This window comes from Kitasatospora sp. NPDC091207 (assembly GCF_044768625.1).
Lineage (GTDB): Bacteria > Actinomycetota > Actinomycetes > Streptomycetales > Streptomycetaceae > Kitasatospora.
Map to the genome: position 1 here is coordinate 39,021 of NZ_JBIVVS010000019.1, position 22,964 is coordinate 61,984.

Annotated in this window: 21 protein-coding genes; 4 read left to right on the forward strand and 17 right to left on the reverse strand. The window is 76.2% G+C overall.

Annotated elements, in window-relative coordinates; genetic code table 11:
- Window positions 1-52: 52 nt before the first annotated feature.
- The 3 genes from ACIQTO_RS27070 to ACIQTO_RS27080 form a co-directional block, all read right to left on the reverse strand.
- On the reverse strand, window positions 53-1,918 hold the full coding sequence (locus ACIQTO_RS27070) for a hypothetical protein (RefSeq protein ID WP_402393017.1): 1,866 nt from the start codon (window positions 1,916-1,918) through the stop codon (window positions 53-55).
- 884 nt (window positions 1,919-2,802) lie between these two features.
- Window positions 2,803-3,237, reverse strand: a complete 435-nt coding sequence (locus ACIQTO_RS27075; RefSeq protein ID WP_402393020.1) for a VOC family protein — start codon at window positions 3,235-3,237, stop codon at window positions 2,803-2,805.
- 229 nt (window positions 3,238-3,466) lie between these two features.
- The gene (locus ACIQTO_RS27080; RefSeq protein ID WP_402393022.1) at window positions 3,467-4,198 is read right to left on the reverse strand and encodes an SDR family oxidoreductase; all 732 of its coding nucleotides are present in this window, start codon (window positions 4,196-4,198) and stop codon (window positions 3,467-3,469) included.
- Between the two features lie 112 nt (window positions 4,199-4,310).
- Between ACIQTO_RS27080 and ACIQTO_RS27085 the strand changes: the two genes are divergently transcribed.
- Window positions 4,311-4,802: an RrF2 family transcriptional regulator gene (locus ACIQTO_RS27085; protein WP_402393025.1), complete on the forward strand. Its 492-nt coding sequence runs from the start codon at window positions 4,311-4,313 to the stop codon at window positions 4,800-4,802.
- 56 nt (window positions 4,803-4,858) lie between these two features.
- On the opposite strand, the gene ACIQTO_RS27090 is transcribed toward ACIQTO_RS27085, so the two are convergent.
- From ACIQTO_RS27090 to ACIQTO_RS27150, 13 genes are all read right to left on the reverse strand, one after another.
- A complete protein-coding gene (locus ACIQTO_RS27090; protein ID WP_402393028.1) occupies window positions 4,859-8,803 on the reverse strand; it encodes a BTAD domain-containing putative transcriptional regulator in 3,945 nt (1,314 codons plus the stop codon).
- Window positions 8,803-9,291: a hypothetical protein gene (locus ACIQTO_RS27095; protein ID WP_402393031.1), complete on the reverse strand. Its 489-nt coding sequence runs from the start codon at window positions 9,289-9,291 to the stop codon at window positions 8,803-8,805. The genes ACIQTO_RS27090 and ACIQTO_RS27095 overlap by 1 nt, the downstream gene beginning before the upstream one ends.
- A 169-nt stretch (window positions 9,292-9,460) precedes the next feature.
- A complete protein-coding gene (locus tag ACIQTO_RS27100; RefSeq protein WP_402393033.1) occupies window positions 9,461-9,859 on the reverse strand; it encodes a TadE/TadG family type IV pilus assembly protein in 399 nt (132 codons plus the stop codon).
- Between the two features lie 86 nt (window positions 9,860-9,945).
- Window positions 9,946-10,356, reverse strand: a complete 411-nt coding sequence (locus tag ACIQTO_RS27105; RefSeq protein WP_387887647.1) for a TadE/TadG family type IV pilus assembly protein — start codon at window positions 10,354-10,356, stop codon at window positions 9,946-9,948.
- Window positions 10,356-10,646, reverse strand: coding sequence for a hypothetical protein (locus ACIQTO_RS27110; protein WP_402393036.1), 291 nt, complete (start codon window positions 10,644-10,646; stop codon window positions 10,356-10,358). The genes ACIQTO_RS27105 and ACIQTO_RS27110 overlap by 1 nt, the downstream gene beginning before the upstream one ends.
- 58 nt (window positions 10,647-10,704) lie before the next feature.
- On the reverse strand, window positions 10,705-11,583 hold the full coding sequence (locus ACIQTO_RS27115) for a hypothetical protein (RefSeq protein WP_402393038.1): 879 nt from the start codon (window positions 11,581-11,583) through the stop codon (window positions 10,705-10,707).
- Entirely contained in the window at window positions 11,580-12,581 is a 1,002-nt protein-coding gene (locus ACIQTO_RS27120; RefSeq protein WP_402393040.1) for a type II secretion system F family protein, read from the reverse strand. The genes ACIQTO_RS27115 and ACIQTO_RS27120 overlap by 4 nt, the downstream gene beginning before the upstream one ends.
- A complete protein-coding gene (locus tag ACIQTO_RS27125; protein WP_402393043.1) occupies window positions 12,578-14,197 on the reverse strand; it encodes an ATPase, T2SS/T4P/T4SS family in 1,620 nt (539 codons plus the stop codon). The genes ACIQTO_RS27120 and ACIQTO_RS27125 overlap by 4 nt, the downstream gene beginning before the upstream one ends.
- Complete coding sequence (locus ACIQTO_RS27130) at window positions 14,187-15,587, reverse strand: hypothetical protein (RefSeq protein ID WP_402393045.1); 1,401 nt, start codon at window positions 15,585-15,587, stop codon at window positions 14,187-14,189. Before ACIQTO_RS27130 ends, ACIQTO_RS27125 begins: the two co-directional genes overlap by 11 nt.
- Window position 15,588: 1 nt before the next feature.
- Entirely contained in the window at window positions 15,589-16,338 is a 750-nt protein-coding gene (locus ACIQTO_RS27135; RefSeq protein WP_402393048.1) for an SAF domain-containing protein, read from the reverse strand.
- Between the two features lie 157 nt (window positions 16,339-16,495).
- The gene (locus tag ACIQTO_RS27140; RefSeq protein WP_402393051.1) at window positions 16,496-17,359 is read right to left on the reverse strand and encodes a hypothetical protein; all 864 of its coding nucleotides are present in this window, start codon (window positions 17,357-17,359) and stop codon (window positions 16,496-16,498) included.
- A 71-nt stretch (window positions 17,360-17,430) separates the two neighbouring features.
- The gene (locus ACIQTO_RS27145) at window positions 17,431-17,991 is read right to left on the reverse strand and encodes a hypothetical protein (RefSeq protein WP_402393054.1); all 561 of its coding nucleotides are present in this window, start codon (window positions 17,989-17,991) and stop codon (window positions 17,431-17,433) included.
- Between the two features lie 201 nt (window positions 17,992-18,192).
- Window positions 18,193-19,044, reverse strand: coding sequence for a hypothetical protein (locus ACIQTO_RS27150; RefSeq protein WP_402393057.1), 852 nt, complete (start codon window positions 19,042-19,044; stop codon window positions 18,193-18,195).
- 311 nt (window positions 19,045-19,355) lie between these two features.
- Here ACIQTO_RS27150 and ACIQTO_RS27155 point away from each other — a divergent pair, with 311 nt between their 5' ends.
- The 3 genes from ACIQTO_RS27155 to ACIQTO_RS27165 all read left to right on the forward strand — a co-directional run bounded on the left by ACIQTO_RS27155 (window position 19,356) and on the right by ACIQTO_RS27165 (window position 21,903).
- Entirely contained in the window at window positions 19,356-19,787 is a 432-nt protein-coding gene (locus ACIQTO_RS27155; RefSeq protein WP_402393060.1) for a pyridoxamine 5'-phosphate oxidase family protein, read from the forward strand.
- 110 nt (window positions 19,788-19,897) lie between these two features.
- Window positions 19,898-20,350, forward strand: a complete 453-nt coding sequence (locus ACIQTO_RS27160; RefSeq protein ID WP_402393062.1) for a MaoC family dehydratase — start codon at window positions 19,898-19,900, stop codon at window positions 20,348-20,350.
- 362 nt (window positions 20,351-20,712) lie between these two features.
- Window positions 20,713-21,903: an MBL fold metallo-hydrolase gene (locus ACIQTO_RS27165; RefSeq protein WP_402393335.1), complete on the forward strand. Its 1,191-nt coding sequence runs from the start codon at window positions 20,713-20,715 to the stop codon at window positions 21,901-21,903.
- Between the two features lie 67 nt (window positions 21,904-21,970).
- On the opposite strand, the gene ACIQTO_RS27170 is transcribed toward ACIQTO_RS27165, so the two are convergent.
- A complete protein-coding gene (locus ACIQTO_RS27170; protein ID WP_402393065.1) occupies window positions 21,971-22,918 on the reverse strand; it encodes a DUF389 domain-containing protein in 948 nt (315 codons plus the stop codon).
- Between the last annotated feature and the right edge of the window lie 46 nt (window positions 22,919-22,964).

Below are 22,964 nucleotides of genomic sequence, written 5' to 3' on the forward strand. Positions count from 1 at the left end.
GCGGCCGATCGGGCCGCCCGCTCCGGCGCGTCGGACGGGACCGGGCGGCGGGTCAGGGGGCGTCGGCCGGGGAGGCGTCGGGGCGGGGAGTGGCGAGCTGGGCCAGGTGGCGTTCGGCGGCGCGCAGCTTGCGGCCGTCGCGGCCCGGGAGGTGGGCGCGCAGCTCGATGATCTCGGGGGCGATCCGGAGCGCCTCCGCCCGGTCGGTGACCGCCCGCCAGCAGGCCTCCGCGTTGGTGGCCGCCTGCTGGGTGTCCGGGTGGTCCGGGCCCAGGGAACGCAGCAGGGACAGGGCCACCTCGCGGTAGATGTCCGCCGCCTCGACCGACTTGCCGGCCAGCCGGCAGACGTGGGCGCGGACCTGGCGTACCTGGAGCACGGGCGCGGAGACGGCGCCGTGCTCGGCGATCGCCTCCAGTTCGAGGGCGAAGGCGAGGTCGGTGGCGGCGGCGTGGTCCCCGGCGTCGGCGCTGCGGACGATGCGGCCGATCACCTCGCGGTAGTCGTCGCGAGGGGGTTGGGGGACCGCGGGGGCGGCCGCCGCGGGCTCGGGGGCCGGGTCCGCGGGGGTGGGGTCGGGGGTCGGGTCGGCCTGTGGGGCCGGGTCGGCGGCGGGGGCCGGGTCGGCCACCGCGACGGGCTCGTCAGCGGCCGGCACCGGGTCGGGTGCGCGGTCCGCCGGTTCCACCTCGGCCGGGAGGCCGGTGGACACCGCGTCGGCCGGCACCGCGTCCGCCGGGAGGTCCTTGGCGAGGGTCACGCCCGCCGCCGACGGCGGGCGCCAGGCATGGGCCTTCAGCAGGTCCACCGGCCGGGCCGGCGGCGGGGGCGTGGGCGCCACGCCGGGCTTCAGCAGGTTCACCGGGCCGTCGGACGGCGCTGCCGGCGGTACCGGGGCGGGTTGCGGTGCGGCGGCCGCCGGCGCCGAACCGGGCACCGGGAAAGCGGGCGCGGCGGCCTTGTCGAGAGTCACGGCGGGCCGGGTGGACGGGGCGGCATCACGCGGGGCCGCATCGCGCGGACCGGCGTCCCGCGGGGCCGGCGGGCGGGGCAGCAGCGCGGCGGGGCGCGGACCCTCGTACGGAACGGCGTCCGGCAGCGAACCGTCCGTACGGCGGGCGGTGTTGCGGAAGAACGGCCGGTTCGGCGCGTGGGTGGCGAGGATGACGACGTCCGGGCGCAGCACCGAGTACACCTGCTGGCGCAGTTGTTCGGGCGCGAGGACGGCGTCGGCGCCCGGGCGGCCGCCGTGCAGGGCCTCGATCAACGCGCGGGTGAAGGTGCCGATCTGCTCCGGGTCCGGGCTGACCACCGCCCAGAGCGGCAGGCCGTCGGCGAGCGGCGAGACGGTGCCCTGGAGGTAGGGCCAGGCGTTCTGATCGGCGCTCAGGTCGGCGATGACGAGCGTCTGCCAGTCGGCGGGCCGGTGCCGCAGCTCGGCGGCGACGGACTGCCAGGCGATGCCGTCCTGCCGGATGCTCCCGGGCTTCGAGTCCCGCAGGGTGAGGTGGAGTTGGCCGCCGCGTTTGTCGGCGAGCAGGTGGCCGCCGAGGTGGACGAGCAGCGGCCCGGGGTGCCGGGCGGCGGCGCGCAGGTGGGCCAGCACGGTGTGCGGGTCGCTGGCGCCGGGGAGGTGGACGGCGTCCACCGCGTCGGCCGCGAGAAGGACCTGGGGCGAGACGGCGGCGAGCATCGCGGACAGGACGGGTGCCTGCGTGGGCCCGCCGCGCCCCCAGGTGCGGCGGCCGGAGTTGCCGTAGCCGCCCTCGACCACCAGGATCCGCCCGCGCGGCGCGGCCCCGAGGCCGCCCGGAACGGCGTTGAAGCCGTGCGCGGGAGTGGTGCCGTGGGCGGGAGTGCCGCCCGGGACGGTGAAGGGCGGTGGGGTGGCGGAGGGCAGTGGGGCCACGACGGACATCCCGGTGACGGTCCATCCGGTGGGCGGCGCCATCGGCGCGACCGGCGCCGGAACGGGGGCCTGGGCAGGGGCCTGGGCAGGGGCCTGGGCCGGGACGGGGGCCGGGATCGGGACAACGGCCGGCGGCTCGTACAGGGCCGCGGGACCGGGCGGGTGCTCCTCGTAGGGGTTGCGCGGCGGCCGCGGCGGTACCGCGTCGCGGGGGCCCGGGTCCGCGACGGAATCGGGGCCTCCTGGGAGAGCTGTCGACTCCGCCATCTCTGGTCACCGCCCCGCCCCGCCGCTGAGCGGCGTCTGCTGCCCTTGCCCCGTGGCGTCTGCCACCACGTCACGTCCGTCTGCGCCACCCTACGAGATCCCGGCACACCCGAGCCAGGCCGGGTGGGCGATCACCGCCCCATCGCACCGTCGCGCCACAGCGCCGCCGTTCACCCGGCTCACCCGGTCGTCACTCCCGCGCGCCCGCGCGCCCGCCGGCGCCCGGACGGCGGTGGCCGCGCGCCGCGGTCGACCCCGGCCTGCCGGAGCGACGGGCCGCGCTCTCCACAGGCATCTGACAGCCTGGCGCAGCGCGGGCCGCTCCCGGCGCCGCCCGCTCCCCGGTCGGCAGGGGGGGTTGCCCTTCCGGCCCGAGGATCCCACCCGATCGCGCAGCCGCCGTGCCCCGGTGACGAGGCGTCCGACCGCCTGCTCGTGATGGCGGTGGACACCGTCACCACCTGACTCGCCCCGCGCCGGAGTCCGCGGCAACAGCCGGACGCCGCCACGTGTTCATCCGGGCCGGCCCGACTGCCGACGGCGCCGGGGCGGCTCGCTCCGGGTGAGGCCCCGTCATCGCGGCGCGTCGACGCGGTGTTCGCCGTACCGGCGGGGCTCCGCCCGCGTCAGGCCGGGCCTGCGGCGACGCAGAACTCATTGCCCTCCGGGTCGGCCATCACCACGTGGTGCCCGTCGAACACCTCCAGGACGGCACCGCCCGCCCGCACCAGCCGCTCGGACTCCGCCGTGATCCGCGCCCAGCGTTCGGCGGCGCCGCCGTGTCCCGGCACCCGGACGTCGACATGGAGCCGGTTCTTCGCCGTCTTCGGTTCGGGGACCTTGAGGATGGAGAGCCGTGGGCCGACTCCGTCGGGATCACAGAGCCATGCCCCGTCGTCCTCGGAGTCGTCCTCCAGCAGGTCGAACTGCGCGGCCCACTCCGCGCGGGTCGTGAAGGGAGGCGGCGGCGGCTCGTCGATGTACCCCAGTGCCGTCTTCCAGAAACCGGCGAGGAGCTGTGCGTCCGCGCAGTCGAGGGTCAGGTCGATTCTGGCTGCCATGACAGGAGCGTACGGCTCGGCTCCGACACCTGCCCGCCGTCGCCCCCGGCGGGAACGCGGGCCCCGCAGGCGCGGACCTCGTCGGCCCGGAAGGGCGAGGCGGCCGGCCGGGCCGGACACCGGACGCACCCGGGCCGCCGGCATCACGGGCCGACCTGGCGGAACGGACCGTCAGGGGCCTGTCGGTCGCGGCCGACAGGCCGACCTGACGGTCCGTTCCGGTGGGGGGTCAGCCGGCGAGCCAGTCCCGGTAGTGGGTGGGCGCCACGCGGGCGTCGGGACCCGGCGTGAGGACGTCTCCGCGGACGGCGGCGAACAGGCCCGCCCGGTCGTCGACGACGACGGGGCGCCGGTCACCACGCGCGGCCAGCGTCATCCGGCCGATCTCGTCGAGCGTGAACCTGTCGGGACCCGCGACCTCCAGGATCCCGCCGAGCGGCGCCGCGCCGGCCACATCGGCGAGCGCGTCGACGACATCGGCGCTGGCGATCGGCTGGAGCGGGGTCGCGGGCAGCCGCACCGCGGTCTCGTCCGAGGTCCACGACATGGTCGGCTCCATGAACTCGAAGAACTGCGTGGCACGCACGATCGAATACGGCGTCGGGCCACCACGCAGCAACTCCTCCTGGAGGACCTTGGCGCGGTAGTAGTCCAGCTCGGTGACCTGGTCCACGCCGACGATGGAGAGCGCGACCTGGTGGCTCACGCCGGCCCGCTCACCGGCGGCGAGCAGGTTGCCCACGGTGGTGCGGAAGAAGTCGAGGGACCGATCGTCGAACGTGGGGGAATTGGTCACGTTGACGACGGTGTCGGCGCCGGCGAGCGCGTTGTCGAGACCCGCCCCGGTGAGCAGGTCGACGCCGGACGACAGCGACGCGGTGGTCACCTCGTGACCTCGCGCGGTCAGCTCGGTCGCGAGCTGGGAGCCGATCAGGCCGGTGCCGATGACGGTGATCTTCATGGTGTGCCTTCCTTCTCTTCCTGGCCCGAGCACCGCCCGACGGGAACTCGGACATCTCCTGTCCGAGATGATGATACTCGGATAGTCTGGATCCGAGTCACAGGGAGGTGACATGAAGTTGTCCGGTGGCGTGGAGTGGGCGCTGCACTGCTGCGTGGTGCTGACCACGGCCGGCGTACCCGTGCCGTCAGCCCGGCTGGCCGCGCTGCACGACGTGTCCCCGAGCTATCTGGCCAAGCAGATGCAGGCGCTGTCCCGGGCGGGCCTGGTGCACTCGGTCCAGGGCAAGACCGGCGGCTACGTCCTCACCGAGCGCGCCGAGGACATCACCCTGCTGGACGTGGTGCAGGCCGTCGACGGGGCGAGCCCGGCGTTCGTCTGCACCGAGATCCGCCGGCGCGGGCCGCTGGGGACGCCGCCCGAGCAGTGCACGAGGCAGTGCCCCATCGCCCGGGCGATGGGAGCGGCGGACGAGGCGTGGCGGGCGTCCCTGGCCGCCGTCACGATCGCGGACCTCGTCGCCTCGGTGGAGGGTGACAGCGGCCCCGAGGCACTGCCGAGGATCGGCGCCTGGCTGAACGAGGGCCCGGGCGGCCGGCCCTAGATCCGGATCCTGCGACAGCGCTCACCCACCTGCCGGCCCTCCGGCCCGCCGCCCGCTCACGCCCCCGAGAGCAGGTCCCGCAGCAGGGCCACGGTGTCGGCGTCGAGGTCCCGGCCGGTACGGCGGCTCAGCGCGTCCAGCCGGTTGACGGCACGCAGGAGCTGGTCACGGGCGCCGGCGGAGGCGTAGGCGTAGAAGAGGTCGCGGTGCAGGAGTTCGACGTCCGGGGCGACGGCGAGGCCGCGGAAGACGGCGGCCTCGGCGCTGCGGTGGTCGCCGTACTGGAGGCGGCGGGCGGCCAGTTCGTGGGCGGTGTCGACGATCGCCGCGATCATGTCCTGGCGCTCCGCCTCGGCCCAGCCGTACGCGGCCGGCGGGGCCTCCGCGAACGGGGCCCCCCGGACCAGGGCCAGGGCGTGCGCGAGCGCCGCGTCCGCCGTGGCGCTGGTGCTGCGCATCCCGCGCCGGTAGAGACCGCGGAACTCGTCCCAGTCGCAGGTGACGGTCGGGGCGAAGGCGTAGCCGTCGGCGCTGTCGGTGGGCAGGAAGGCCCGGCCCTCCGCCGAGCTGCCGAACCAGGCCGCCAGATCGGCGAGTTTGCCCGGCAGCGGGCTCTTGGCATCGGCGACGGTCGGGTGGGTGTCCAGGTGGGCCGCGCCGGGGTGCAGATCGTGGTCGAGCGCGGCGTGGTCGGCACCGGAGCGCAGGGCCAGGTAGGCGGCGAGTTCGGTGAGCCGGGTGAGGGCCGCGGGTTCGACCGTGCCGGCGGCGCCGGCCACGTCCACCGGGCCGAGCAGCCGGATCCGGGGGGCGGTGCGGACGGCGTGCGCCTCCGGGGAGCGGAGGATGGCCAGCAGGTCGTCGGCGTCGCTGCGGACCGGGGTGGTGCGCGCCACCGGGGCGGCGGCGGCCGGGCCGGGAGCCGGCTCGGCGGACGGCTCGAACGACGGCTCCGGGGCGGGCTCGGGGCGGCCCGGGACCCTCGGGTCGGCACCGGCGGGCGCCGGCGCCGGGTCGTGCGTCGGTACCGGCTCCGGTACCGGCGCGGGCGCCGCCACCGGCTCCGGCCCGGGGGCGGCCGGGGGCAGCGGCCGCACCGGGACGACCGCCTCGGTGCGGGCCTCGGTGGCGGCCGGCCGGCGGAGGTTCTGGGTGGTCTCGTCGGCGTCCCGGTCCTCCTCGACGTCACCGTCGACGGCGGGCGGCACGACGGCGGACGGCACGACGGCGGGCCCGGCCGGCGGCGCCGCCGGGGTGCTCGCCTGCCGGCCGAGGCCGTTGACGAGGTAGCGGGATCCCGGTCCACCGGCGACGCCGGGCGCGGCGGGCGCGGCCGGGTCGGTGCCGGCGAACGGGCTGACCCCGGTGCCGATCACCCGGGCGAGCAGACGCGGGCCGGCCGCGTCACCGCCGGCCGCACCGCCACCGCCCCCGGTAGCGCTGTCGCCGGGACCGAAGTCGGGACCGGCGTCGAGAGCCCGGTCGAAGCCGGCGCCGAGGGCGCCGCCGTCGAAACCGCCCTCGAAGGAGGCCGCCGAGGCGCCGACCGCCGCCAGTACCGGCACGGGGGCCGGGAGTTCGGCCGGTTCGAGGTCGGTGCCGGGGCCGTCGAGGGTCCAGGCGGGGGCGGGGTGCTGGGTGGTGTCGTCGGCGGCCCGGAGCAGCTCGGAGACCTGCGCGTACTGCCCCTCGGTCAGGCGCTGGAGCTCGACCGCGACGTGCAGACCGGGGATGGTCGCCTGGCCGGTGGCGGGCAGCGTCCAGCGGGCGACCGGGCCGGTGCCGCGCTCGGGCGCGCGGGTGACCACGGCGACGCAGGTCCGGGGGCGGGCGTCGAGCAGGCGGCCCAGCTCGGCGGGAACGTCCCCGCCGGGCTGCTGGGCGCAGAGCACGATCTCCGGGACCCACGACTCGTCGGCCAGTCCCCGGCTGCGGGCGTCCCGGGGGCTGGCGGCCTCGGCGGCGACCAGCGTGGCGCGGGCCTTCGCGGTGCGCGGGCCGAGGGCCGTGAGCGCCGCCTCCAGGGTGGGGTGCCGGTGGATCCGCTCGGCGGCGGGCCCGGTGATCGGCAACTCCTCGGCGAGGTCCACCAGATGCAGGTGCAGCCGGTCGGCCAGCGGACTGTGGGCCAGCTCGACGGCCAGGGTGCGCAGCACGTCCCGGGCGTCGTCCGGGTGGCCGGAGAGGTGGAGCAGCCGGACGGTCTCCAGGTCGGCGAGGACCACCGATCCGTCCGGAGCGCCGCCGAGGGTGACCAGTGCCGGGTAGGGCGCGGCGGTCTTGTGGGCCTGGGAGGGCGACAGGAGGTCCCCGGAATCGGCCGCGCACCACCAGACGTTGGGGGCGTGGGCGGCGCGGAACGGGGCGATCGGGGTGGCCGGGCCGGAGAGGTGCAGCTCGACCGTGTGACCGGGGGTGATCCGGGCCGCGACGATGGCGGGCAGACGCTTGCCGCCCCGCACGGTGTTGCGGGCCATGGTGCGCAGGGCGCGGTCGAGCAGGTCGAGGCCGCGATCGTCCTGGCGGACCTTCAGTTCGGCCTCGAAGGCGGCGGCGGGGGCGGCCGGCAGCGCGATGCGGTGGCGCGGACGGCGGGCGCGCAGCTGGGTGCCGCGCTTGTGGGCGACGGTGCCGACCATCATGGCGGCGAGCAGCACGCCGACGGTGGAGGCGGTCAGGGCGACGGTGTAGTCGTCGCCGGCCTGTTCGGCGTGCGCGGCCGGAGCCGGAGCCGGGGTGTCGGCGGGCGCGGAGGCAGGCGCCGAGGCCGGCGCGGAGGCGGGCGCCGAGGCGGATGCCTGCGGGGCCGGGGTCTGCGGGGCCGGGGTCTGCGCGGGAGGCGCCTGCGGGGTCTGCGCGGGAGCCTGGTCGGCGGGCGCGGGCGCGGGAGCCGGGGCGGGCGTGGGCTCAGGAGCAGGAGCGGGAGCGGGTGCCGGAGCCCCCGGCAGCGTCAGCACCATCCCGGGCACCACCACGTCCGGATCGGTCAACCGCTCCCCGTCCGGCGCCTGGGCGTCCTTGTTCGCCTCGAAGAGCTTCGGCCAGGCCTCGGCATCCCCCAACTCCCGCTCGGCGATGGCCGACAGGCTGTCCCCGGCCGCCACCGTCACGGTGCTGTGCCCGCTCCCGGCGCTCCCCGCCTGCGGCGCGGTCGGCGCGGTCGGCGCACCGGGTGCGGGAGCGGGTGCGGGGGTGGGTGCCTTGGCCTCGTCGGCCTTGGCGTCGCCCGGCATCAGCAGCTCCCAGCCGGGGTGGATGGGCCGCTCGGCGTCGAAGGTCAGGCCCGAATCCCCCATCGGCCGACCCGCGTTGAGCTTGGCGATCTCCACCCAGCGCTCCCCCGAGCCCAGTTGGCGCTCGGCGATGGACCAGAGGCTGTCGGCCGGCCGGCTGTCCCGGACGGTGTAGGTGGGCTGCTGGTCGGCGGCGGGCGCGAGCGCCGGCGCGGCCTGGGCCGCGGGCAGCGCGGCGCGCTGCGCGCCGACGGCCTGGGCCTGCGCGACGGCCGGGGCCCGCTCCGGGGCGGCGGCGAAGGCCGAACCGGCCACCGGCAGCAGGGCGATCACCGAACCGACCAGGCCGGCCGCGACCCGCTGACTCCAGCCGAACGCCGGGATCCGCCGGGCGATCCGCCCGCGCAGCTGGGCCGGGATCTCCAGCAGCACCGAGAGCGCGAAGCAGAGCCAGCCCAGCCAGCCGACCACGACCAGCAGCCAGAGGAAGAGCCGCCCGTCGTCGGGGCTGGTCAGCAGCTGCCCGACGCCGTCCGGCGCCACCTCGCCCATCGCCGCGACCGCCCCGGTGCCGTACAGCAGCAGCGCGGGTACGCCGACCAGCAGGACGAGCAGGGTGACCAGCGCGGCGAGCGCGGTGAGCAGTGCGCCGCCCCGGCCCCGGCGCGGTGGCAGCGGGGCCGGCCGGCGGCGGGCTCCCGCCGGGGCTGGCACGCCCCGGGCCGGGCGTCCGGCGCGGGCTTGGTCCTTGGCACGTGGCGCGACCATCAGTCGGTCTCCGCTTTCTCGACTCCGTGGACGAGGGTGGCACTGCCCTTGCCCGTGACCTTCTGTTTGCCGAGCTCGCCCAGCAGCGCCGGCTTGTACTCGGCCTGCACCGTGATGGTGACGGACGAACCGTCGTCCGAGAACGCCACCTCGTGAACGGCGAGGTGGTACAGCGCCAGGTAGCTGTTGGCGGCGTCCTTGACGTAGTCCTGCTTGACCTTGTAGCCCTCGCCCCGGAGCACGGCGGCCTCGTCGAGCTGCTGGCCGCCCACCCGGGCGGCCTCCTGGGCGTAGCCGTCGGTGCGCTCGGCGACGCGCAACCGGCCGCCGGCGTCCACGACGAGGGCGATGATCAGCACCAGGAACGCCGCACAGATCGCCACGAAGATGGCGATCGCACCGCGGTCCGACCGGTCGCGGCCGCGCCGGCCCCACCGCCGGACGGCCCGGCCGCCCCACCGTTCCCCCCCGGGTCTGCGCACCGTCACGCCCCCTCCCGCACCTTCGTCTCCCTGGCGGCCCCGCCCGGGACCGCTCCGCCCTGCCCTGCCGTCCCCCGGGAGCTCTCCGCTTGCGTCTCCCCCGCCCGGGCCGTCCCCAATCCCCGCCCGGCGCCCTCGTCGGCACCGGTCGTCCGTCCCACCGGCATCGGCCCGCTCACCCGGCCCGGTACCGGTCGACCACCGAGACGAACCGGCCTTCGAGCCGCTTCGTCCCGGGCATGCCCGGCCCGGGCAGCAGGTCGCTCAGACCCACCTCGCACCAGACCGTCACCTCGACGGTCACCAGCGTCGCCCCGTGGCTGGTCAGCTCGCCGTGCTTCACCGCGGTGTCGCTGTCGCGGCAGATGACGCCCTGCTGCTTCAGGGTCTCGGCGGCGGTCTTCTTGACCAGCTCGTCCATCCCGTCCACGCTGCGCGCCAGCGAGGCCGTCCGGGCGGCCGAGCGGGCCGCCGCCTCCACCGTGCCGGCCGCGGTCTGCACCCGCCCGGCGGCGACGGCGACCAGGATCAGCGCGACGACGCCCGGGGCGACGATCGCCGCCTCGATCGCCACGCCGCCGGCGTCCCGACCGCGTGCCGACCGCCGACGCGCCAACCGGCCGCCCCACCCGGTGGGCCGGGCCGGACGTTCGGCCCGCCTCACGGCGCCGCCCGGGGCGGGACGAAGCGCTCACGCGGCGCCTCGGCGTGCTGCGTGATGGTCGGCGGGGTGACCCCGGGGATCAGGACCGGCGGCGTGAGCTCCACCGTGACCCGGATCAGCACCGGAGAACTCCCGTCCGTCCGCACCCGGTAGCCGGGACCGCCCTGGCGTTGCAGGAAGTCCTCGGCCTGCCGCTTGGCCGCGGCGTCCTTCACCTCGTCGCTCTGGTTCCCCTGCACGCGACCGGCGTCCACGCCCTCACGGGCGGCGGTGAGCGCGAGCTGGCGGTTGTACCACCACATCGAGCCCTGGACAACGATCAGGACGAGCAGCAGGACGACCGGGAAGACGATGGCCAGGCTCAGGCTTATCGCTCCTCGGTCGCGGCGGCGACGGGGTCGGCGCATCACGGGGTCGCCGCACCGCCGGCCCCGCCACCGGGCAGGTTCGGGTCCTGCTCGACCTTCTTCACGACCTTGTCCTTCAGCGCGTACAGCGCCACCGCGACGGCGCCGGCGACGAAGACCAGCGCGATGATGGCCAGGGCGAGTTCGATGCTGATCGCGCCCCGGTCGCCGCGCGCCCTGGCGGCCTTCAGCCGGCCGACCCGGAACTGGAAGAGCAGCAGGGCGAACTGGACGGGTAGCAGCGTGGGCCGGATCAACCGGACGGCCAGGGATTTGAGCTGGTCGGACATCGGAGGACTCCCAGGGGTCAGTGGTGGTGACAGCTGCGCGCGGGCACCGGGGGTGGTGTCAGACGAGCATCTGGTGGAGCGCGGGGAAGACGATCAGGGCGGTCATCAGCAGGGTCAGGGCGGCCCCGGGCGCGACCATCCGCTCGCTGTCGGCGTTGGCCCGGGCGAGGTCCTCGGCGAGCAGCTCGCCCCGCAGGCCCTTGGCCCGGGCGCGCAGGGTGTCGTAGACGGCGGCCCCGTCGGTGCCGGAGAGCCGCATGATGTCGGCGACGTCCTGCAGCGGGGTCAGGCCGAGCTCCGCGGCGAGCGCGTCCAGGCCCGCCCAGGGCGGCAGCCGGTCGGTCGCGGCCCGGTCCAGGGCGTCCCGGATCCGGCGGAAGACCGGGCCCCGGCCGACCGCGGCGGCCCGGCGCAGCGCCTCCGCGGGCCCGAGGTCGGCGGCCCGCTCCAGCGCGACCAGCTCCAGGTAGGCGGCGATGCCGTGCAGGTACTCGGTCCGCGCCTCCTTGGCCTCGCCGCGCACGATGGCGTCCGGGACGAACCAGAGCAGCCCGGCGAGCAACGGCCCGAGCACCAGCGGCAGCGCGAACGGCAGGCCCATGTCCAGCAGCACCGCCATCGCCGCCAGGTAGGCCGGCAGCACCAGGCCGATCACGGCGAACAGCAGCTTGTGCGCCATGAACCGGGCCGGGGCCCGGCCGATCAGCGACAGCTCCCGCCGCGGGACGCGCACCCCGCGCAGCCCGATCGAGCGCTCACCGATCCGGTCGAACCAACGCGGCCGCTCGTCCGGGTCGGGCTCCCGGTCGGCGGGCGTGCGGTGCAACCGGTCCAGGGCCTGGCTCAGGTCGGGCGGCGCGGGCCGGAGTTCGGAGATCAGCAGGGCGACGCCGCCGGCCGCGACCGCGCCGGCCAGCACGGACCAGGGGGAGATCATCGGACCTCCCCGAGGAGTCGCTGGTCGTCGCCGGTGTCCTGGGCCTCGCCCTCGGCCGGCCGGCCGGTGGCGGTCCCGCGTCGCCGGCCGCCGCTGCGGCTGCGCCGGTCGACCTCCAGCAGGCGCGGTACCGGCGGGTGCGAGGCGAGCGCGCGCATCCAGGCGATGACCGCCACGAAGAGCGCGGCGACCACGGCGAGCACGACCTGCCCCAGCGCGGTGCTGTAGGGCCTGGTGTAGTCGGTGTTGAACGAGCCGATCACGACGACCAGCACGATGATGCCGACCAGCCAGCGGATGGTGGTGCGGTGCTTGGCCCGGTCGGCCTCGATCACCCGGCGCTGGCGGACCTCCTCGCGGACCGATTCGGCCATGTCCGAGAGCGCCCGGGCCAGACCGGGGCCGCTGTCCCCGGCGCGCAGCAGCAGCGCGGCGAGCACCTTGTCGGCGGTGGCGTCGGCGAGGCTGTCGGCGAAGGCGCGCAGTGCCTCCTCCGGCCGCCAGCGGGCCTGCAGCCGGGCGGCCAGCTCGCCGACCTCGTCCTCCAGCGCGGCGGGCGCGGTGCGGCGGCTGGTGACGATGGCCTGGTTGAGGCCGACACCGAGCAGCAGCACGTCGGCGATGCGCTGGGTCCACTCGGAGAGCGCCTCCAGCCGTTCGATCCGGTGGGTGTCCGAGCGGGTGGTGTCGAAGAGCCAGGGCAGGCCGAAGACGACCAGCGGCACCAGCAGCGCGGTCAGCGGGATGCCGGTGAAGAGCCAGCCCAGTGGCGCGGCGACGAGCGCGACCGGCAGCTGGATCCGGCGCAGTCGCACCATCCGGGCGGAGGCGCTGCCGGGCGCGCCGTACCAGAACTCCTGGCCGCGGGCGGCCAGCGAGCCGGGACCGGAGCGGCCGCCCGCCGGGTCGCCGTCGTCCGCGCTGCCGAGGGCCCAGGCCACCAGGGTCACCAGGCCGGCCGTGACCAGCAGTCCGCACAGCACGAAGAGCAGCGTCATCGCGCCCCACCGCCGATCCGCAGCTGCAGCGGCTGGCTCCAGCTCCCGTACCGCGAGCCGAGCAGCGCGGCGTCGAAACCGGCCCGGCGCAGGTCGTCCAGGCAGTTCGGCGGGGTGTGCGGGACGGCGCGCGGCTCGCCGAGTTCGGGCCGCGGGCCGAACACGGTGTTCAGCGCGGGCCGGCCGCTCTCCCCGAGGCCGGCGACCTCCAGGACGTGCGAGACGAACCGGTGGCGCCGGCCGCCGACGGCCGTCTCGTCGACCATCGCGACGTGCACGATGAGGTCCACGGCGTTGGCGGTGAGCCGGTAGGCGAGCGTGTCGGTCATGTGCGAGCCGTACTCCAGGCAGAGTTCGGCGATGCGGTCGACCACCATGTGCGGGCCGCGGGCGTGCAGGGTGCACATCGAGCCGCCCTCGCCGTTGGTCATGACGCGCAGCATCGGGACGACCTCGCCGGACCGGACCTCGCCGACGATGATCCGGGAGAGCGTCATCCGCAGCGCGGCGGGGATGAGGTCGCCGATGCTCAACTCGCCCGCCAGCCGGCCCTCGACGCGCTCGCCGTTGCCCTCCCGGGCCTCCATCGGGACGACCTGGCGCAGGTGGCCGAGGGTGTGCAGCCAGAGCTCGAACTCCGACTCCAGGGTGCCGATCCGCTCGTCCGGCGGGATCTCGGCGGCCATCGCGCGCAGCAGGCTGGTCTTGCCGACGCCCTGCGTACCGGTGATCATCACGTTCTTCCGGGCCCGGATCGCCGCGGCCAGGAAGGCGGCCAGGGTGGTGTCCAGGGTGCCGAGTTGGACCATCTCGGGCAGCGTCGCCGAGGCCACCCGGTGGCGGCGGATCGCCACGTACGGGCGCGGGGTCACCTCGGTGAGCGCCTGGAGGCGCATCCCGCCCTCCAGCCGGAGCGCGAGGGTGGGGCTGGAGGTGGAGAGGCTGCGCTCGCCGCCGCCGTGCTGGCGGGCGAGGTCCTGGAGCAGCTCGATCAGCTCGGCGTCACTGTCGGCCACCGGCGGCACCTGGCGCAGGGGTTGGTGGACCCGGGAGATCCAGACGTCGTCGCAGCCGTTGATCAGGATGTTCTCGATGTCGGGGTCGTCCAGGTAGGGCTGGAGCCGCCCGGCCCGGAAGAGCAGGTCGAAGACGGCCTCGGCGAGCGCGCGGTCCTGCTCGCGGGTCGGCGGGATGCCGTGGGTCTGCGCGTACGCGTCGGACCAGCGGGCGACCGCCTCCTCGATCAGGGCCCGGCCGCGCTGGCGGCGGGTGGCGCGGTCCGGCTCGACGCCCGAGGTCGCGGTCAACCGGGCGATCTGCTGGTGCAGTTCGGCCGCCACCTGGCGCTTCAGCTCGCGCGCCACCTGCGGGTCGACGGCCGGCCGGGTGCCGGCGCCGCGCAGGTCGAGCGCGGGCAGCGGGGAGGGGACGGCGGTGGGGGTCGCGGCGCCGACCTGGTACCCGCCCGGCCTGGGTGCGCCGGGGGCGGCCGGTCCGACCGGACCGGGGGTCACCGGCCCCGGCCCGGACGCCGGGTGGGGCGCCGGCTGGGGCGCCGTCCAGGGCAGGGCGGCCGGGTCGGACGCCGGATGCTGGTGCAGGGGGCTACCGCGCACGGAGCACCTCCCCGTAGCTCACGTGGGACTCCTGACCGGCGGGCGGCTGCTGCGGGCCCTGGCCGAACGGCGGCTGCGACTGGCCGTAGGGCCCGAACGGCGCGGCCGGACCGGCCGGCCGGGCGGGCTCGGGCCGGACCTGCCCGTACTGCTGCGAGGCGCCGAACCGCTGCTCCGCCCCGCTGTCCTGCGCCTGCCCGTACCGCTGCTCCGCCCCGCCGTACGGTGCCTGGCCGTACTGCGGGTCCGCCTGCCCGTACTGCGGCGAGGCGCCGTACTGCGGCGCCCCGCCGTACGGTGCCTGGCCGTACGGCGCCGAGGTCTCGGAGGGCGCCTGCCCGTACCCCTGCTCCGCCTGCCCGTACTGCGACGGGCCGTCGTACGGCGCCGACGCCCCGTCCGGCGGCGGCTGGACGTGCGCCGGGAACGGCGCGGGCGCGGCCGGCTGCGGCGCCAGCCCGGCGAGCGGCGCCACCGGACCGGTGGTGATCACCGGAGCCTGCGGCACCGGCCCGTACGGCTGCGGCGCCGCCGGGTACCCGGACACCGGCCCCTCCGCCTCCGGCGCGGGCGCCGGCCCGACCTGGGCGGGTGCCGCCGAGGGCGCCAGCCGCTGCCGGCGGCGGCGCACCAGCGACTGCGCCTCGTCCGCCGCCGACCGGGCGGTGCGCATCAGCTCCGAACGGATGAACCGCCGGTCGGTGATGTCCCCGCCGTCCGAGAGCACCCGCGCGGTGCGGGCCGCGTGCGGCAGCAGTCCGAGTACCGGCAGCCCGTACTCGCGCGCGACCTCCGCGCCCGAGTACGGGCCCTCGGCGACCAGCAGCAGCCCCAGCGCGTCGGCCCCGGTGCCGGCCGCCGCGAGGTCCTCGGCGAGCGCGGACAGCCGCGGCCGGGCCGCGCTCAGCCCGCGCAGGGTGGTCCGGACGGTCACCGCCACCACGTCCGCCCGGCGGGCCAGGACGGCGCTGGTCCCGGTGGCGCCGGAGCGCCCGAGGTCCAGGATGACGTCGTAGCCCTGCGGTTCCAGCCCGTGCAGCACGTCCATCAGCGGCTCCCAGGTGTAGGCGAGCCCGGGCGCCTGGGTCGGGTCGGTCAGGCCGGGCAGCAGCAGCCGCTCGGCGTTCCCCTCGGGTGACAGGTCGATCAGCTGCTCCCAGAGCGTCTGGGCGAGCAGCCCGCGCCGGTCCGCGACCGCCAGGTTGCGCAGCCCGTAGACCGCCTCGACCCGGCCCTCCAGGGCGCCGGCCAGCACGGCGCCGCCGTCCGGGTCGCACTCGACCAGGACGATCCGGCGCCCGGGCGGGAGCGGCCAGGCCAGCAGCAGCGCCAGGGCCGTCGTGGTGGCGCCCGGCGCCCCCGGGCCGCCGACCACCGCGATCACCGCCATCTCAGCCCCCACCCGCCCCGGACGGCGCGGCGGACCCGGGCGCCGCCGCGGGGGCGGTCGGCGCGGCCGTGCCCGAGGCGGCGCCCGCGCCGGACGGCGCCGGTGCCCCGGCGGGCACGCCGCGCGGCGCCAGCACCACCTGGATCCGCCCGCTCGCGACCCACGAAGCCAGCCGGGGGGCGTCGGCGGCGGCCACGGCCACATCCACCACCTGGCTGCCGTCGGTGTCCACCCGGCCGATCGTGACGACCAGCGCGGACAGCGACTCCGGCCGGCCGCTGTCGGGCGTGTAGACGACGACGACCGCCACACCGGACTGCAACCGGGACGCCGGCAGCTGGGTGCGCTTGGCCGACACGCCGACCACCAGCTGGCCCGGCTGGACCGTCAGGTTCTGGGCGAGGTCCGCGTCCAGCAGCAGCGCGCCGCGCCTGAGGTCGGTGGTGGCCCGCCTGCCGACGGCGCGCTGGCGGCCCTCGGCGGCCACCGGCTTGAGTGCCGGGTCGGTCGCGATCCGCGCCACCACCAGGTCGGCGTCGGTCACCACCTGTCCGAACGGCACGTCACGGGCCAGTGCCAGCACGGCGACCCGCTGGCCGGTGCTGTTGTAGAGCACCGCGCCGCCCAGCCCGCCGGCGGCTATCAGCGCCACCGCCATCGCCAGCACGGCCGGCCGCCGGCGTCGTGCCCGCAGGTTCCGCCCGGGGGCGTGCGGCGCCCCGCGCCCCTGCTCCGGCACCGCCACGGACACCGCCGCGCCCCCGGCCGTGCCGGACCCAGGCGTCGCAAATGTACGGTTCTCCACCGGGTTCCGGCCTCTCCCACGTCGTTCGGACACGTTGCCGCGTTCAGGACTCGTTCGCTGTGCTCCGGGCCGTGCGGCGGGGACGAACCCCGCCGCCCGCCCGTCAGTTGAGGACCTGCACCTCGCCCACCCTCAGCTCCAGCGGAGCGAAGGTGAGCGGTACCTTGATCGGATCGACCTTCTGGGTGCTGCCGGTGACGGTCACCACGCCCACCCAGTTGGCCTGGACGCTCCCGACGAAGGTGCCGTTGGGCTTGCCGGCCGAGCCGGTCGTGAACTCGTGGCCGCAGGTGGGCGACTTGGCGGCGCCGTACTTCGCCTCGTAGGGCGTACCGGCCGCGGCGCCCTCCTTGGAGCAGGTCTCCGGCCGGCCGTCCCCGAGGTCCCACACCACCGACTGCAGCCGGGGCGTGACGGTGATCGTGACGCCGCCGCCGCTGACCGACTTCGCCGCCGGCGCCTTGGCGTTCTCCAGCCAGAGCCAGACCGGTACCCCGACCACGGCCGGGCCCTTGGGCGCCATCCCCGGCTCGGGGAACGGCAGGACGATGCTGTCCATGATCTTGCGGGCCTCCGCCACCGGGTTGAGCGGCGGCGGACCGGCGGGTGCCTGGGCGAAGAACTGCGGCGCGGGCGCGCCCATCGACCCGTCGGTGAACCGGCAGGTCGCGGCGTACACCGTGCCCTCCGAGGGCTGGTGCCCGCCCCACTCCGCGGCACCGGCCGCGGGCTGCGGGACGAGCTCGCGGTAGTAGCAGCCGGTCGAGCCGCTGAACCAGCCCAGCTCCGGATCGTGGCAGGGCCAGTCCTGCCCGTTCCAGCGGCAGACCTGCGGACCGCCGGAGCTTCCGCCGCCCGTCCCGCCACCGCCCGGGGACGGCGTGCCGCCGGGTGTGGTGTGCTCCTCGCAGATGACGTTCACCTGGCAGTGCGTGACGTCACCGCCGATCGGTGGTTCGTCCGCCATCGCAGGCGCCGCCGGGGATAACAGCAATCCCGCGACCAACAGCGCGCGGATCACGAATCGCCGTACCGGATTCAGCATGTTCGGTCCACCTCCCGCTTGAACTCGTAGATCAGCCAGCGCGTTTGGAACTGTCGCAGGGAAACGGTCGCGATGTACCGGGTGAACCGCCGCGGTGGATCCTTTACGGCGCGGGTGGTGGCATCGGCCTGGTGCCAGTCGGTCACATCGAGGCAGTCCTCGATGACGGCGGTCTGCGGGGCCGCCTTCAGATCGACGGTCTTCACCACGGGTGAATTCCGCGGGCTGCCGATCATCACCAGTTTGGCGTCGTGGAGCTGACGGAGATTGACGAGGGCGTCGCCCAGCGCCTTCCCCGAGGAGTAGGTCTCCAACTGGGAGCCGTCCGAATCGGTCCGGCCGAAGTCCGCCACCTGGGTCTGCCACCAGTCCTGATAGGTGTTCAGCACCAGGCGGCCCGCGGCGCCTTCCGGCCCGTCGGTCGGCGCGATCCCGACGTTTGCGGAACCACCCGATGGAGTGAGCGGGTTCACTTCCGCACCACTGGGCGCGGCCGTCCCGAGACGATCGACGGAACCGGCGCCACCACCGGCCCCACAGGCGCTCAGAAGCATCGCCAAAACCAGCCCAGCGACCCCAACCGCCCCAGGGCGCAATACATTTCCGCGCCGCCGCATCGCCCCACCTCGTCGCGACCGACCCCGTCCGTGGTCTGTGGTCGCCAGAAGAATTCCGCTGCCCCGCCGGTGTTGCCGCGAGAGCATCGATTCTTCGCCAACCCGCCCCTTCACGGCAACACCCCGGGCCACCTGACCTTACGCGGAAGGAGGATCCGTCGGGGCACTTTCGCGCCACAGGAGGGCCAACAGTTCTTCGGAAAGCGACAATCCGGCCAATGCGCCCCGGACCGCGGCCCGATTGCGCATCAACAGGCGCCCGCCCTGCGGCGGTCCGAGCAGGCGCGCGCCCGTCGCGCCGGCCGGATCACCGCCGTCGAGCAGGCCCGCGACGGCCGGCTGGAGGTCGAGCGGGGCGACGGCGGCCGGCGCTCCGGGCAGCCCCTGCCCGAGCACGGTGGTCAGCGCCCGGCTGAACGACCCCTCACCGCCCGGCAGGACCGCGTCCCGCCCGCGTCTGCCGGGGGTGTAGCGGCCGATCCGGCCCCAGAGCGGGACGCGTGAGTAGCTGAGCAACTCGCCGACGCCGTCCTCGCCGCCACCGCGTTCGAGCGCCGCCCAGGTGTCCCGGTCCACGACGGCGTCGACCAGCAACAGCGCCTCCTCCTGGTCACCGTGCACCATCGCGCTGACCACCCAGTCCCAGGCGAGCCCGCGCCGGTACGCGTTGTCGGCGGTGCTGCCGCCGGTGACCAGGGCCAGCCGCCGGCCGCGCGGGTCGGCCACCAGCTGACCGACCAGGCAGACCAGCAGCCACCGCCCCGGCCGCCCGGCCGCCTCCCGCACCGCCGTGAGCATGGTGTTGGCGTCCGCGCCCGGCTCCACCACGGCGACCCGGCAACCGCCCGAGCCGGCGTCGAAGCACATGCCGGGCAGGATGTCGGCGAGCAGCCGGGCGCCGTCCGCCGCGTGCGCCGAACCACCGAAGCCGCGGTCCGGACCGCCGTCCGCCCCGATCACCACAAGGTCGACCCCACTGACCACCCGCACCGCCCCCTCCTCGCCGGCCCCGGTATCCCCGGAACCGCCCGCCGCGGCTGCCTGCCGCCGCGCCCCTGCCCTGCCCTGCCGTGCCATGTCCTGCTGTGTCCTGCCGTGCCCTGTACTGCCCGGCCCGGTACCCCTGGTCGGCCCGGGTGCCGGACCGCGCGGACCTCGACGACCGCCCGTGCCGGCGGCACGTTCCACCGCGCCGCCCGACAAGCTACCGCCCCGGACCCCCGCCGACGGGGCTCCCGACCCGGTCGCTCCGGGACCATGGGCCCTATCGGCCGCACACCGGCGGGGGGACGATCGGAGCCATGGAGCGTGACGACCGGGCGGAGACCCTGTGCGAGGCCGAGTGCCTGCGGCTGCTCAGCACCGTGCCCGTCGGACGCGTGGTGTACACCGAGCACGCGCTGCCGGCGGTCCTGCCGGTCTCCTTCGAGGTCGCGGCGGACGGGCGGCTGCTGCTGGCGGTACGCCGGGGCAGCGGCACCGCGCGCGGCCTGGACGGCACCGTGGTCGCCTTCCAGGCCGACCAGCTGGACCCGGTCACCCGGACCGGCTGGAGCGTCCTGCTGCACGGCCGGGCGGACGTGGTGCGCGAGCCGGAGCTGGTCCGCCGGGCGCTGCGCGCCGGGCTGCGCCCCTGGGTCGGTGATCCGGACCCGATGTTCGTCGCCCTGGTGCCCGAACTGATCGGCGGCCGCCGGCTGCTGCCCGGCGGACGCACCGCGCAGCGCTCCTGACCCCGGCGGGTCACGGACCACCGCCGGGCGGACCGCCCCCTGGCAGGTGACCGGCGAGTAGGCATACTCTCCCCCGAGTTCCCACCCCCGCCTGCCACCAGGAGCGCACCGTGACGACCTTCGCCTCCCTCGCCGACCTGACCGCCGCCGTCGGCACCGAGCTGGGCACCAGCCGGTGGCACACCGTCGAGCAGGAGCGGATCGACCTGTTCGCCGAGGCCACCGGCGACCACCAGTGGATCCACGTCGATCCGGAGCGGGCCGAGAAGAGCCGGTTCGGCTCGACCATCGCGCACGGCTACCTCACGCTGTCGATGATCCCGGTGCTGGCCAAGGAGTGTTACAGCGTCGAGGGCGTTCGGATGGCGCTCAACTACGGCTCGGAGAAGGTGCGCTTCCCGGCCCCGGTGCCGGTCGGCACGGCCCTGCGGGCCACCGCCGAGCTGGTCTCCGCGACCGAGGTGCCCGGCGGCGTCCAGGCGGTGGTCAGGTTCACCATCACCAGCGCGGAGAGCGAGAAGCCGCACTGCGTGGCGGAGACGATCACCCGCTTCTACGCCTGAGCCCGGCGGGGCACACCCGAACGCGGCCGGGCGGCACGGGCGGAGCGGGGCGCCACGGGACGCACCGGACCGCTGCCGGACCGCCGCCGGACCGGCCGGTCGCCGGACCCGCTCGGCCCGGCGTACGCCGAACGGCACGCGTGGGGCCGTCCACCGGGTCCGGACAGCCCACAACGAGTAACCTCCGACGAGATGGTCGTCGTACCGCAACGGTCTCGCCGCCGTGCGTACGCGCCCCGGCATGCCCGGTAGCCGTAGCCGCCCTTGGAGGTACCGTGCCCCGCCCCGTCCCGTGGTTCTCCCGCCTCGCCGGCCTGGCCTCGCAGTTCTCCGCCCCCGCCGCGACCGGAACGGCCCCGGGCCTGGCCGCACTGCCCCGAGCGGCCTGGCACCGGGTCCGGACGGACGCCTTCGGGGCCGAGCCCCGGGGCGAACGGCTGGCCCGGATCCACCGCTCGCCGCAGTTCGCCGACGGCGCCTTCCGCAACCCGCTGCCGACCCGCCGGCTGGTGTACGAGCGCACCCCGCTGGAGATCACCCGCGCCCAGCTCGGCGCCGACAAGACCCGCCGGGCGCCCACCGCGGCCGTGCCGTTGCACCGGCTGCTCCCCGTCGACCTGGCCCGGCCAGCCGCCTCCGGGCTGCGGCTGACCTGGCTCGGCCACGCCACCGTGCTGGCCGAGATCGGCGGCCGCCGGGTGCTCTTCGACCCGGTCTGGGGCGAGCGCTGCTCGCCGTTCGGCTGGACCGGCCCCAAGCGGCTGCACCCGGTCCCGCTGCCGCTCGCCGAACTCGGCCCGGTGGACGTGGTGGTGGTCTCGCACGACCACTACGACCACCTGGAGATGGCCGCCGTCCGCGCGCTGAACGCCACCGGCGCGGTCTTCGCCGTCCCGCTCGGGGTCGGCGCGCACCTGGCGCACTGGGGCGTACCCGCCGACCGGATCGTGGAGCTGGACTGGTGGGAGTCGGCCGAGGTCGCCGGGCTGACCCTGACCGCCACTCCGGCCCGGCACTACTGCAGCCGCGGCCCGCGCACCAGCGCGCTGTTCCTCTGGGCGTCCTGGGTGGTCTCCGGCGGCGGGCACCGGATCTTCCACAGCGGCGACACCGGCTACTTCCCCGGGTTCGCCGAGATCGGCCGCCGGCTCGGCCCGTTCGACGCGACGATGATGCAGGTCGGCGCGTACAGCGACTTCTGGCCCGAGGTGCACATGACGCCCGAGGAGGGTGTCCGGGCCCATCTCGACCTCGGCGGCGAGCTGTTGCTGCCGATCCACTGGTGCACCTTCAACCTGGCGCCGCACCCGTGGGAGGAGCCCGCCGAGCGGGTGGTCGGCGCGGCCCGGGCGCTCGGCGCCCGGCTGACGGTGCCCCGCCCCGGCAAGCCGTTCGAGCCGGCGGAACCGCCCGCCCTGCGGCTCTGGTGGCGGGCCGTCGCGGCACTGCCGCAGGGCGGACGCGAACTGCTCGTCCCGGACGGCCCGGCCTCGGCGGCGGGCGGCCCGGCCCGGCCCAAGGACGCCGCGGAGGGCGACGGCGTCACCGTCTGAACGGGCACCCGCCGCGCACCCGGCCCAGCGCGGACCACCGCGGCCCGCCGGGTGCGCGGCGGCGCCGTCAGCCCGCCGCCGCCCGCTCCGCCCGGCGGCGGATCAGCCGCCAGGCGCCCTGCTGCACCAGCAGCGTCAGCACGCCCGCCACCACGATCCCCGACAGGTTCAGCAGCAGCTGCACGCTGGAGCCCCGGAACTGGTTCAGGTCGCCGTAGCCCAGCGCGACGGCCGCGTTGGCGGCCGCCGGCACGGTGGTCACCGAGATCGCCACGCCGACCAGCATCCCGGCCTTCGCCGAGGTCAGCGAGAGCAGGCCGGCCACACCCGCGAGGAAGGCGACCACGAAGGAGGTCGCGTCCGGCTGCCAGATGAACGAGGTGTTCGGCCGCACACCGTCGAACCTCGCCCGGCTGAACAGGCCGAACTCGTCCATCAGCAGCGAGAAGAGGACGGTCAGCGCCATCGCGACCGCGAACCCGGCCACCAGCGCGGTCAGCGACCGCAGGGCGGGGTGGGCCCGCCGCTGGACCAGCGCGACGCAGAGCCCCGCCAGCGGCCCGAACTCCGGCCCGACGGCCATCGCGCCGACCACCAGGACCGCGCTGTCCAGCACCGCGCCGCAGGCCGCCAGCATCGTCGCGACGGTGAGGAAGGCCAGGTAGACGGCGGTGAGCGTGGACTCCTCGTGGGTGATCTCGGAGACCGCCTCCCAGACCAGCGCGTCCGCCCCCTCCCCCGGCGCGTGCCGCTCGGCCTCGTCGGCGGCGGCCGAGAGGGTCAGCGCGACCTCCTCGGCGCTGATCGCCCCGCGCTCGGACAGCCCGGTCGCCCGCAGGGCCGCCAGTACCTCGTCCGCCGACTCGCGCGCCACGTCGCAGAGCACCACGTCCCCGGCGGGCCGGACGGCGGCGTCCGGCAGCAGCACCACATGGGTGACGCCGACGGAGTCGTCCAGGCTGCCGAGGACGGCGTCGCGCAGGTCGACGGGGACGATCAGGCGCAGATGCAGCACGGGTGCTCCGGGCGGGGTGCGACGGTGACGGGGACGAGCTCACCCT